The organism is Pseudoalteromonas sp. NGC95, from assembly GCF_015864705.1.
GTDB lineage: Bacteria > Pseudomonadota > Gammaproteobacteria > Enterobacterales > Alteromonadaceae > Pseudoalteromonas > Pseudoalteromonas arctica.
This window is the reverse complement of record NZ_JADYWR010000022.1, coordinates 1-12,553: the sequence shown is the minus strand read 5'-3', so window position 1 is coordinate 12,553 and position 12,553 is coordinate 1. Positions and strand designations below refer to the sequence as shown.

Below are 12,553 nucleotides of genomic sequence, written 5' to 3'. Positions count from 1 at the left end.
GATTTAATGCTGTTAGGTATAAACGTTTAGATATAAAAAAGCCCGCGTAAATGTACGCGGACTATATTTTAACACTGTTATTTAAGGCATTTAATTAAAAGCTAAATTGCGCTGCTAAACGAAGATTTGTACCCTCGCCAACAGTTACATTACTCGTGCCGCCACCACCTAAATAGCTTTTATCAAATAAGTTTTCGATGTTAAGGCGTAAGTTAATATCGGTATTGCTTAAGTTAAACTTATAAGTGGCGCCAACATCAACACGTGTATATGCATCTTTAGTAATTGTATTATCGCTATCTGCAAAGCGCTCGCCTTCATAAAAAGCACCAGCGTTAAAAGCAATCGCATCATTTAGCTCATAACGAGTCCACAGAGATGCTGACCATTTAGGTGCATCGGTAGGGCGTTTACCTTGCAGCTCCTCATTCGCTCTTTCATAGTTCGCATCTAAATACATCGCAGAGGCCATTACAAATAAACGATCTGTTGCAGCGCCTTGTGCTGCAACTTCAAAGCCTTTGTGGCGTTGTTCACCAACCTGATTTGTCTCGGTTGTAATTGAGCCAATAGGAGCCTCAAGGTCTTCAGTTACCAGCGTTCCGTTTTTACTTATATCGAAAACGGCGCCACTAAGCAGTAAACGGTCATCAAGCAGTTGCCATTTTATACCTAGTTCTCTTTGTTCAGAGGTAACAGCATCTATTTCCATACCGAAGTTGATATCTTTATCATTAGTGATGGTTTCATTTTGTGGCTCAAAACCTTCTGTATAACTGGCATAGATAGTGGCCGATGCATTTGGATGATAAAGTACGCCAAATTTAGGTAAGAAAGATTCGTTATTTTGGCCTTCACGTGTTTGCTTATCAAAGCGAGCACCAACAGACACCTGCCATTGTTCAGAGAAAGTAATTAAGTCTTGCGCATATAGACCATAGTAGTCGTATTCAGTTTCGCTTTTAGTGAGATCTGTTTTATAGCTGATATCTGGACGGGCAGGTTCATTTTGTCCTGCTGTAAAACTAAATGAATCAGCAGATGTACGCAGTTGACCATAATAGTAGTCAAGCGAGTTAGCACCAATTAGAAATTGGTGTTGTATGCCAGCCATTTCAAATTCACCAATAAAATCGATAAATGCTGTTTTAAACTGCCAATCATCAAAGCGATCGTATGGATTCGAGGTGTATGTATTAGTTTGCGCGTCGTAAGAATTTCGACTAGGAGATGACTCAAAGCGTTGGCGCTCAAACGTTTGTTCGTTGTAACCAAGTTTTACTTGCCAGTTATCGGTTAAAAATACTTCTAGGTCTACACCTAGGTTTTCTACGGTAATATCGGTAAACGCCCAAGACATATCACGGATTGTTTTATCGTTACCAATTATATTGGCATTATCGTCTATCCATGCGCCAGTATCTAAACCTGCTTCGTCATCTGTGCGGTCGTAATGCACACGTACTAATGCGTTATCGCTAATATCGTAATCTACAACTAAAGCACCTAAAAAGCGGTCGCGTTCACGGTTTTCACCGTTTTGGTACTCACGCCAGTAGTCAACGTCTTGCTTTACTAAAATCCCGCGAGCACGTAAATCTTCAGATTCAGTTAATGCGCCTGCAGCATCTACCATAAAGCGAGTTGAACCATGCTGATCTACATCGGCACTGGCATTAAATAATGTTTGTGCGGTAGGCTTTTTAGTTACCATGTTAACCAAGCCACCCGGGCCTGACTGACCATATAAAATACTTGATGGGCCTTTAATTACTTCAACTTGCTGCAAAATTTCGATTGGTTGCTGATAGTGCGACCAATGCTGATGACCGTCGCGTAAATAACCTGTCGATGAGCTCAGCTCAAAGCCGCGTAAGTTAAATACCTCACGATTTCGTTGTTGTGAGCCTGCAGTTAAGCTTGCGTCATTTGTGAGTACTTCGCCAAGTGTAGTGGCAAGCTGTTCGCTAATAATAGTGTCGGTTATTACAGTGACAGATTGCGCAGTTTCAAGTAATGAAGCTGATGTTCTCATTGCGCCATTAGCGTTATCTACTTTGTAATCGTTAAAGTAGCTACCCTTTACTTCTATGCGTTCAAGGTCGGTAGTGTTTGCATATGTGCTTGTCGTAATGCTTGCTAATAGAGCTATGTAAATAGAATTCAGTTTCATTAATTGCTTCCAGCGCAGGTATGTAAAAAACAATCGCGATCTTAATGCAAACTACTATCATTTTCAACACCTTTCATTAACATGTTTTATAATGTGTTTGTTAATGGTTGCCAATTACGAATTCTGCTATTATAAGCTGCATATTAGTGGGGCTTTCCCCCACGTTATTTTTATTGCTATGGAACTTACTGTGACTTCAACTGCTTTTTCATCTTTGGCTTTACCAGCTGGACTCGTTGATAATTTATCAACACTTGGTTATGCGCATATGACACCTGTACAAGCGCAAAGTTTACCGCCTGTACTTGCTGGTAAAGACATCATTGCTCAGGCAAAAACCGGTTCAGGTAAAACTGCTGCGTTTAGCTTGGGTGTGTTAGCTAAATTAAACGTAAAACGCTTTCGTATTCAATCTTTAGTGTTGTGTCCTACTCGTGAGCTTGCCGAGCAGGTTGCGGTTGAAATGCGTAAATTAGCGCGCGGTATCCATAACATTAAAATATTAACGTTATGTGGCGGTGTATCAATTGGTCCACAAATAGGCTCGCTTGAACATGGCGCGCATATTATTGTTGGCACACCTGGGCGTGTTGATGACCATATTCGTAAAGGTACTTTACGTTTAGATGATGTTGAAACATTGGTACTTGATGAAGCCGATCAAATGCTTGATATGGGTTTTCAAGATACACTTGATGCAATTATTGAGCGTATCCCACAAAATCGTCAAACATTGTTATTTAGTGCAACATTCCCAAGAGCTATTGAAGCAATTGCTAAGCGTGTACTTAAAAATCCAGAAATGGTTAAAGTAGAAGAAGAGCAAGCCAAAAGCACAATTAAGCAGTACTTCTACAAAATGGATAATAATAAGCAGCGCTACCCAACGCTAAAATTATTATTACTTAAATTTACACCACAAAGCTGTGTTGTGTTTTGTAATACTAAAGTAGAAACACAACAAGTGTGTGACGATTTAGCTGATGAAGGCTTTAGTGCTGTTTCGCTACACGGTGATTTAGAACAGCGCGATCGTGAACGTACGTTAATTCACTTTTCAAATAAAAGTGCTTCAATACTTGTTGCAACCGATGTTGCTGCACGTGGTTTAGATATTGACGATATGGATATGGTGATTAACTACCATTTAGCACATGACACGCAAACACATGTGCATCGTGTTGGTCGTACAGGTCGCGCTGGTAAAAAGGGCATTGCATGTTCTATTTACGGTGAAGCAGAAGCGTTTAAAATTGCTCAAATAGGCGAACATTACGAACGCGATATTACTCCAGAGCAAATGCCACCATTTAATTTATTAGACAAGCCACCGTACCGCCCTGAAATGGTTACTTTGATGATTGATTCAGGTAAAAAACAAAAAGTACGTGCAGGTGATATTTTAGGTGCTTTAACGGGTAAAGATGGGGTTGCAGGTCGTCAGGTGGGTAAAATTAACGTACTTGATAACGTAGCGTTTGTTGCTGTTGAGCGTAACTCATTAAAACCTGCGCTTCGTAAATTAACCGAAGGCAATATTAAAGGGCGTAAAATACGCGCACGCCGCCTTACTCGTTAATTTAAACTTCTAAATTAATAGATTAACGAGCAGCTACCTTTAGCTGCTCGTATTGTATTTTTATTTTTTTAAACTCAACTTCACAGCCATTTGGTTTATCTGGGTGCACTTGTAATGCAAGTTGTCTCCAGCGCTTTTGAACATTTTTAAGAGTGAAATTTTCAGGCAACTTCCATTCTAAAGCCAACGCTTTAAATTCATTTTCATTTAAAGCCTGTTGTGGTGATGTCGTTTTAAACTGACGCCAAAAGCTATTTAAAAGCTCATCAATCTGCTCTTCACTGGTATCGTAATTATGCCAATCTAAATAATAATCTCGCAAATTTTCGCTTGTTGTTACTAAACTATTATCTCCTTTTTCTAAAAGCTCGATATGCAGAGCTGAAATGAGTAAACTCTGAGGGCGTAATTGTGCCTGCAGTTGGTACAGTGCATTCATGATTAAAAAGTTACGTTTAAATAAATCACGTTCAGGACTTTTATCGAGAGTGGTCATAGCGCTGCGGTTTGTCAGTTCTGCTGCTAAAGTATGAACTTGCCAAACCTGCTTTGTTAGTATTAGCTCAAAAATCTCATCAATCAGTGGGTTAAGCATTGTTTAGGCCCTAGTAGTTGGTGTATCTTCAATAAAGATTACACTGATATAAGTAACGGTTTGAAGGATTAAAATTATGCTGGGCAAGTTAAAATGCCTCTTATTTACTATATGCTGTGTACTAATAGCTCCTAGCTATGCCCAAAATAATGATTCGTTATTTGAGCAATTCAAAAACGAAGTGCAGTGGGAGCCTAAATTACAATTAGCAAATACGTTACTTGCTAATAAAAACGTTTCTAAAAAAGAGCGTGTCGCTGTTTATTCGGCATTAGGTAATAGTGCGTTATCGGCTGATAATTTTAAAGAATCTTTACACTATTTTAAATTATTAGAAAAAAACACTTCAGATACTTTCTTTCCTGACGAGCACTTTCGTGCAATAAAAATGCAAGGTGTAGCACTTTTTTACCAAGGCTTATTTCAAAAGGCCATAAGTGAATATACCCGCACCCTAGTATTAGCTGAAAAAAATGAACAACTACTTGAACAAGCAAATTTACTAAATAATATTGGTTTGGCTTATTTTAATATGAATAAGCTAGGCGATACCCTAGAGTTTTACTTAAAGGCAAAAGCTATTTACGAAGCGCACGGTAGTGAGCAAGATCAAACCGACATATTACTTAATATAGCAGGCGTTTATATACGCTTATCACGCTACGATAGTGCATTTAGTCTTTATCAAGATGTACTTAAAGTTTATCAGCGGTTAGATGATAAAAGCGGTATTGCGCAGGTATACAACAATATGGGTGTTGCTCATATGGAGAGTAATCAATTTGACTTGGCACTTCATTATTACCAGCTAGCGCTGCGTTATTATATTTCAGCCAATGATTACAATAAGTTATCTACGCAATATACCAACTTGGCAAATACTAATTTAGTGTTAAAAAAAGTAGATGAAGCGTACGAGCAAGCTAAATTAGGTGAGTACTATGCGCTTAAAATAGGTAACCATAATTTAGAGCTTAATGCGCTACATGCACTTGGTAAAATTCAGTTTGTTAAAGGCAACTTAGAAGAGGCGAAAATAAGTTTAGATAGAGCTATTTCACTTGCCCACGAATATGGCAGTGAGCGAATAATTAGGGAGGGTTTAGGGACTAAAGCACTACTTGAAGCCAGTAAAGGCGATTATTCAAGCGCAATGGCCTTGCAACAAGAATATATTAGTGAGCTACGAAAACTCAGAAGTACAGCAATTATAAATGCATTAGCGGTACTTCAGCATCAATTTAAAGCAACCCAATTAAACCAAGAGATAGAAAAACTTAAACAAGATCGACGTGTGCAAGAGCTAAAAATGTCGCAGCGTTCTCAGCTTACTTTATTCTCTTTTTTACTATTACTTTTGGTTGTTGTAACTGGTATTGCGCTTTACCGCCGTGGCGCAGAAAAACGTGCTAAGCAGCAGTTAACAGAGCAAGTTACGCAGCGCACTGCCGAGTTACAGGCAATAGCACAGGAGCTAAGAGAAGCTAACGATGTTAAAAGCCAGTTTTTGGCCAATATTAGCCACGAAATCCGCACTCCACTAACGGCTATTTTAGGGCAAACAGATGCTTTAATTAATGAATTATATGAGCCTGAGTCACTTAAAGATGAACTAAGAGTAATTCAGCGTCACAGTGACCATTTAAAAAGCTTAATAAACGACGTGCTCGATTTAAGTAAAATTGAAGCCAATAGATTAGAGTTAAATATTTCGTGCTTTGATATTGTAGAGCTTGTAAATGACGTACATGCAATGTTTATCACTCAAGCAAAAGCAAAAAATTTACGCCTCATTTTAGACAATCAAGTGGGTAATGAGTTTTACACTAAGCTGGATTTAATACGCGTAAAACAAATTCTTATAAATTTATGTGCTAATGCTATTAAGTTTACTCACGCTGGCCAAATCATTATTGCTTTAAATAAGAGTGAACAAGGGCTAGTGATTATTGTAAAAGATACCGGTATTGGTATGAGCTCTAAACAGTTAAAGCTTATTTTTGAATGCTTTAGCCAAGCTGATAACAGTATTAGCCGTCGCTTTGGGGGGACAGGGTTAGGCCTTAGCTTATCGCAACAATTAGCCGCGATGATGGGCGGTTATATCAGTGTACAAAGCGAATACAAAAAGGGCAGTCAGTTTTCGTTCTTTTTACCGTGCGCAGAAGTAAATAAATCGCAAAGCCTGATTGAAACTCAAAGTGCTCCAAAGGTAAATAAGCAATTGGCAGGGCGTGTTGTACTTGCAGAAGATCACCCTGATAATCGAAGGTTAATAAGCCGCTATTTACGTTCAATGGGGCTCGAGGTTATTGCCGTTGAAAATGGTGAGCAAGCGGTAGAGCAGTGCTTAAAAGAGTATCCTGATTTAGTGCTACTCGATATTCAAATGCCTGTGATGGATGGGCGTTCTGCTTTTCAGCTATTAAAACAGTGTGGTTTTGAGCGGCCTATTTTTGCTTTAACTGCAAATGCTATGAGTCATGAAGTAGATGGCTATTTAGAGTTAGGGTTTAGTGGTTACTTAGGTAAACCGATAGATAAAGAGTCATTTTATAAAGCGCTTTCCAGCCACCTACATAATGCAGAAGATCAGCCAATTACAAAGCAAAATGAAGTTGATATGAGCGATCTTGTCATTAGTTTTAAGCAGAGCTTTGCTTTGGAGAGTGAAACGATTACGCAGCATTTTATAAGCGAAGATTTAGATGCGCTACAAAAAGATAGCCATCGCATTTTAGGGGCTGCACAAATGTTTGGTTTGGATGAAATTGCGCAATCGACTAAAAATTTAGACAGAGCACTTCTACGCAGAAGCCAAAAAAGCAGTGCAAATGATTTTAAAGCGCTCGTTGATACGCTGCAGGGTGTACTTAAAAAGTATAATGAAAGTTAAACTGTATTTAATCCAGACACAAAAAAAGCGCCTAAGGCGCTTTTTTTATTCAATTAAAACGCTTTTATTGGCGTCTCATCGAATCAAAAAATTCATCATTGGTTTTGCTCATCGATAGTTTATCGATTAAGAATTCCATTGCATCAATTTCTGACATGTCATGAACAATTTTACGTAAAATCCAAAGCTTTTGAAGTTCATCTGGTTTTGTTAGTAATTCTTCACGACGAGTACCTGAGCGGTTAAAGTCGATAGCTGGGAATACACGTCTTTCCGCAATTTTACGGTTAAGGTGAAGTTCCATGTTACCAGTACCTTTAAACTCTTCGTAGATAACTTCATCCATTTTAGAGCCAGTATCGATAAGAGCTGTAGCTATGATTGTTAAGCTACCACCTTCCTCAACGTTACGTGCAGCACCAAAGAAGCGCTTAGGTTTATGTAATGCGTTAGCGTCAACACCACCAGTAAGTACTTTACCTGATGAAGGAATAACGGTGTTATAAGCACGTGCTAAACGAGTGATTGAATCCAATAAGATAACAACATCTTTTTTATGTTCAACTAGGCGTTTTGCTTTTTCGATAACCATTTCGGCAACTTGTACGTGACGAGAAGCTGGTTCATCAAACGTTGATGCAATAACTTCACCTTTAACTAGGCGTTGCATCTCTGTTACTTCTTCCGGACGTTCATCAATAAGTAAAACCATTAATGTTACATCAGGATGATTGTGCGTAATTGATTGTGCAATATTTTGAAGTAGCATTGTTTTACCCGCTTTTGGCGGAGCTACTAACAAACCACGTTGGCCGCGGCCAATAGGAGATGCTAAATCAAGTACACGGGCTGTAATATCTTCTTTACTGCCGTTACCACGTTCCATGCGAAAACGTTCGTTTGCATGTAATGGAGTAAGGTTTTCAAAAAGAATTTTAGTTCGAGAGTTTTCAGGTTTATCAAAGTTAACTTCATTTACTTTAAGTAAAGCAAAGTAACGTTCACCGTCTTTAGGTGGACGAATAAGACCTGAAATTGAATCGCCAGTACGCATGCTGAAACGGCGAATTTGGCTAGGTGAAACATAAATGTCATCTGGGCCAGCTAAGTAAGAGGCTTCTGATGATCTTAAGAAGCCGAAACCATCTTGTAAAATCTCTAATACACCGCCGCCGAAGATATTCTCTCCGCCTTTGGCATGGGATTTAAGAATGGCAAAAATGATATCTTGCTTTCTTAAGCGGGCTACGTTTTCGAGCCCCATGGACTCAGCTAAGTCTACAAGCTCTTTAATGGACTTGTCTTTTAATTCGCGTAAATGCATATTGGTGGGTTCTTTATTACAGTTGTCATACTCAAAATCGCTTTGATCGTTGAGTGAGGTTTGTTGAATATAACTAAGGATTAGTTGGCTTTATAAACTAGCAGTTCACTGGCAAAGCGTCCAGTCTTTATACAAAATAAATTTAAAAAAGGGCAAAAAGCCCTTTTTATTGTTCTAGCTTACAGTTAGATGTTGTTTTCTAAAAACTCAATAAGTTGAGTTTTTGAAAGAGCACCTACTTTCGTTGCAGCTACTTGACCATCTTTAAAAAGAAGTAAAGTAGGGATACCACGAATACCAAATTTTGGCGGTGTGCCAGCATTTTGGTCAATGTTTAATTTAGCAACAGTCACACGGCTGTCGTATTCATCAGCAACTTCGTGAAGAATAGGGGCGATCATTTTACAAGGTCCACACCATTCAGCCCAGAAATCTACTAGTACTGGTTTGTCAGATTGTAATACGTCAGCTTCAAAGCTATCGTCAGTAATTTGGATTATTTTCTCGCTCATTGCGCTCTCCGATTTAGTTAGGCGAAATATTTAGTGCGTATTTAAACACTCTTGTTTCTTATTGCAAGTTTAAACGTTATGCTTAAACGCTATGACTAAGACACATTTAACCGATAAAAAGTTTTCAGACTTTGCTATCGCACCGGAAGTGGTTGCCGGTTTAACCGAGAATGGGTTTGAATATTGCACACCTATTCAAGCAAAATGCCTACCTTTTATTTGTGATGGACGCGATATCGCGGGCCAAGCTCAAACAGGTACAGGCAAAACGTTGGCGTTTTTAACTGCCACGTGCCATCGGTTATTACAATCTAGCAAAGCACCTAGTAAACATCCAAGAGCCCTGATCATGGCCCCTACTCGGGAGCTTGCGATTCAGATACACAAAGATGCTAAAATTTTAGCGCCGCACTGTAATCTTAACTTAGGTTTAGTATATGGTGGCGAAGATTACGAAAAACAACGTGCACAACTAGAAAAAGGCGTTGATATTTTAATTGGTACTACAGGTCGTCTAATTGATCTGTATAAGCAAGGCTGTTACACCCTTAATGAAATTGAGGTAGTCGTGCTTGACGAAGCTGATCGTATGTTCGATTTAGGTTTTATCAAAGATATTCGCTATATGTTCGATCGTATGCCAGATACATCAAAGCGTTTAAACTTATTATTTTCTGCCACATTATCGTATCGCGTACAAGAATTAGCTTTTGAGCATATGACAAACCCAGAACATGTTCAAATTGAACCTGACGTTAAAACGGGTAAACGTATTCAAGAAGAGCTATTTCATCCTTCGCAAGAAGATAAAATTAAGCTGTTGTTAACCTTAATTGAAGAAGAATGGCCAGAGAAAGCAATCGTGTTTGCAAATACCAAGCACAGTTGTGAAACAGTATATGCTTGGCTTAAGTCAGACGGTCATCGTGTAGGTATGCTTACTGGTGATGTTAACCAGAAAAAACGCCAAACTATATTAGCGCAGTTTAGCAAAGGCGACTTAGACTTTTTAGTTGCGACTGATGTTGCAGCGCGTGGTCTTCATATTCCAGAAGTAAGTCATGTATTTAACTTTGATTTACCTGACGATTGTGAAGATTATGTTCACCGTATTGGCCGTACTGGCCGCGCTGGTGCATCAGGTCATGCAATAAGCTTTGCTTGTGAGCAATACGCTTATAATTTACATGAAATTGAAGAATATATAGAGCACAGCATTCCTTTATCACATTATGATAAAACAGCATTGCTAGATGATTTAACTCAGCCTATTATTCAAAGAAAGCGCAACTATTCAACAGGTCCACGTAACCGTAGTAATAACAGCGGACGTCGCCCAAATAATAGTTACCAAAAAGGACGGTCGTAAACGACCGTTTGTATAAGTAGTAGTAACTAGAGGTTTTTGAACGGTGGGGCAACTTAAACCGCAAAAAAATGTGTACGCAGTTATTGATTTGGGCTCAAATAGCTTTCATATGCTTATAGCCAAATCAATTGCTGGCGGTCTACAAACAATTGGACGTGTTAAACGCAAAGTCCGATTAGCCGCAGGGCTTGATAAAGATAACGTATTGAGCACTGAAGCAATGCAGCGAGGCTGGGAATGCCTTGCCCTTTTTGCTGAGCGTCTACAAGATATCCCAGATAAAAACATCACCATAGTAGCAACAGCCACCTTACGGCTAGCCACTAACGCCGAAGTATTCAAAAATCATGCAGAAAAGATTCTTGGCCATAACATTAATGTTATTAGCGGAGAATTAGAAGCGCGTACAATTTATAAAGGTGTTGCTCATACTTCATCTTGTACTGGCAAACAGCTTGTTATTGATATTGGTGGTGCAAGTACCGAAGTTGTAATTGGTAAAGCATTTGATGCCTTACATTACAAAAGCCTCAATATGGGGTGTGTTACCTATCTTGAACGCTATTTCAAAGACTGCCAATTAAGTAAGAGTAACTTTAACGCAGCCATAAAAGCAGCTCGTACAGTCATTGATGAAATTTCTCCAGAATATAAAACAGCGGGATGGCAAATTGCATCTGGTGCTTCTGGCACAGTGCAAGCAATTCAAGAAATTATGGTAGCTCAAAATCTTGACGATTTACTTACGCTTGAAAAGCTCAACACTATAAAAGAGCAAGCAATTGCATTCAGCACTATTGCAGCGCTAGACCTTCCTGGATTAAGTGAAGACCGTCGACTGGTATTTGTATCAGGGCTCGCAATCTTAATCGCACTATTTGAATCTCTTGAAATAGAAAAAATGGGATTGGCGGGTGGAGCACTGCGTGAAGGCGTTTTATATAGCATGGTTCCGGAGTTTCATAATAACGACATTCGTAAACGCACAGTTGATGGGTTTATGAGTCGTTATCACGTTGATCAAAAACAAGCGTGTCGGGTTTCAAGCTTAGCTATGCAGTTAGCGGTAAGTATTGATAAAGATTGGCCAATTGAAAGTTTAAATGGGTTACCACTATTAAAAGCGGTAGCTCAGCTTCATGAGATTGGATTACTAATAGAATATAAGCAGTACCATAAACACACCGCTTATATTTTGGAAAATACTGATATGCCTGGTTTTTCACAGTCAGAGCATAAATTAATAGTAGCGGTAGCGGATGCGCATCGTTCTGATTTTCCAAAAGGCTGTTTTAATTCACTCGGCGTAAATAGTCTATTAGCGCAATATATAGTGAGATTACTACGAATAGCAGTCATCTTATCAATGCGCAGACAAGATGACGTACTGCCTAAGTTTAAGTTAACTGCTAAAAATGAAGTGTTAGACCTTAAGTTTGAAAGTAACTGGTTAAAAGATCATCCATTAATGGCCAGCGAGCTACAACAAGAGTCTAAACAGCAAGGTAAACTTGGGTGGAAGCTCATAGTAAACTAATTAAAAAGGCCCATCAGGGCCTTTTTAGTGTTTAAAGTAACCATTTCGATGCAAATATGTGCGAACAGCACATTATTTCAAGTTTTCTTCAAAAAAGGGTTGATCTGTTTTCGGATCTCCCTATAATGCGACCCCACTGAGACGGGAAACGCCAACGCATAGCGAGGCACGAACAACTCAGAGAGTTAAATAAAACTTCGGTTTTAAATCTTCTAAAAAGAAAGTTTAAAACNAAAGAAAGTTTAAAACTAAGTGTTGACTCGAAAAATAAAGGGTGTATTATTCGCATCCCTTGAGACGCTAAAGCGACTCAAAACGTTCTTTAACAATATAAAGCAATCATCTGTGTGGGCACTCGTACAGATTGAGTTCTAACAGCCAACCTACTTAGGTAGCGAGGCAAAAAAATTAGAGTCTCAATTGAAAACTGAGTGACCAACAGAATAATTATTTCGGTAATTATTCGGCACAGTCAATTCAATATCGAAAGATATTAAAATAAATTCAGAATTCATTGAGCTGTCGAAAGACATAAAACTTTTTAATTGAAGAGTTTGATCATGGCTCA

Annotated in this window: 8 protein-coding genes; 4 read left to right on the top strand and 4 right to left on the bottom strand. The window is 38.8% G+C overall.

Annotated features, from left to right (window positions below):
• Positions 1-94 precede the first annotated feature (94 nt).
• Positions 95-2,173 (bottom strand): TonB-dependent siderophore receptor, encoded by a 2,079-nt coding sequence (locus I6E70_RS16750; RefSeq protein ID WP_039486848.1) that lies wholly within the window; start codon positions 2,171-2,173, stop codon positions 95-97.
• A 190-nt stretch (positions 2,174-2,363) separates the two neighbouring features.
• Here I6E70_RS16750 and dbpA point away from each other — a divergent pair, with 190 nt between their 5' ends.
• Positions 2,364-3,752 carry an ATP-dependent RNA helicase DbpA gene (dbpA, locus tag I6E70_RS16745; RefSeq protein WP_007580581.1) on the top strand — a complete coding sequence of 463 codons (1,389 nt, stop codon included), beginning with the start codon at positions 2,364-2,366 and terminating at the stop codon, positions 3,750-3,752.
• A 22-nt stretch (positions 3,753-3,774) separates the two neighbouring features.
• Here the strand turns inward: dbpA and I6E70_RS16740 are convergent, their stop codons facing one another.
• A complete protein-coding gene (locus tag I6E70_RS16740) occupies positions 3,775-4,347 on the bottom strand; it encodes a DNA-J related domain-containing protein (protein WP_007580582.1) in 573 nt (190 codons plus the stop codon).
• A 76-nt stretch (positions 4,348-4,423) separates the two neighbouring features.
• On the opposite strand from I6E70_RS16740, the gene I6E70_RS16735 reads away from it, so the two are divergent.
• The gene (locus tag I6E70_RS16735; RefSeq protein ID WP_197189234.1) at positions 4,424-7,243 is read left to right on the top strand and encodes a tetratricopeptide repeat-containing hybrid sensor histidine kinase/response regulator; all 2,820 of its coding nucleotides are present in this window, start codon (positions 4,424-4,426) and stop codon (positions 7,241-7,243) included.
• A 64-nt stretch (positions 7,244-7,307) separates the two neighbouring features.
• Here the strand turns inward: I6E70_RS16735 and rho are convergent, their stop codons facing one another.
• Positions 7,308-8,567 (bottom strand): transcription termination factor Rho, encoded by a 1,260-nt coding sequence (rho, locus tag I6E70_RS16730; RefSeq protein WP_002960945.1) that lies wholly within the window; start codon positions 8,565-8,567, stop codon positions 7,308-7,310.
• Positions 8,568-8,752: 185 nt separating this feature from the next.
• Positions 8,753-9,079 carry a thioredoxin TrxA gene (gene trxA, locus I6E70_RS16725; RefSeq protein ID WP_002960942.1) on the bottom strand — a complete coding sequence of 109 codons (327 nt, stop codon included), beginning with the start codon at positions 9,077-9,079 and terminating at the stop codon, positions 8,753-8,755.
• A gap of 91 nt (positions 9,080-9,170) precedes the next feature.
• Between trxA and rhlB the strand changes: the two genes are divergently transcribed.
• Both rhlB and gppA read left to right on the top strand, forming a co-directional pair.
• Positions 9,171-10,448: an ATP-dependent RNA helicase RhlB gene (rhlB, locus tag I6E70_RS16720; RefSeq protein WP_002960940.1), complete on the top strand. Its 1,278-nt coding sequence runs from the start codon at positions 9,171-9,173 to the stop codon at positions 10,446-10,448.
• 43 nt (positions 10,449-10,491) lie between these two features.
• Positions 10,492-11,985, top strand: a complete 1,494-nt coding sequence (gppA, locus tag I6E70_RS16715) for a guanosine-5'-triphosphate,3'-diphosphate diphosphatase (RefSeq protein WP_010555420.1) — start codon at positions 10,492-10,494, stop codon at positions 11,983-11,985.
• Positions 11,986-12,553: the final 568 nt, after the last annotated feature.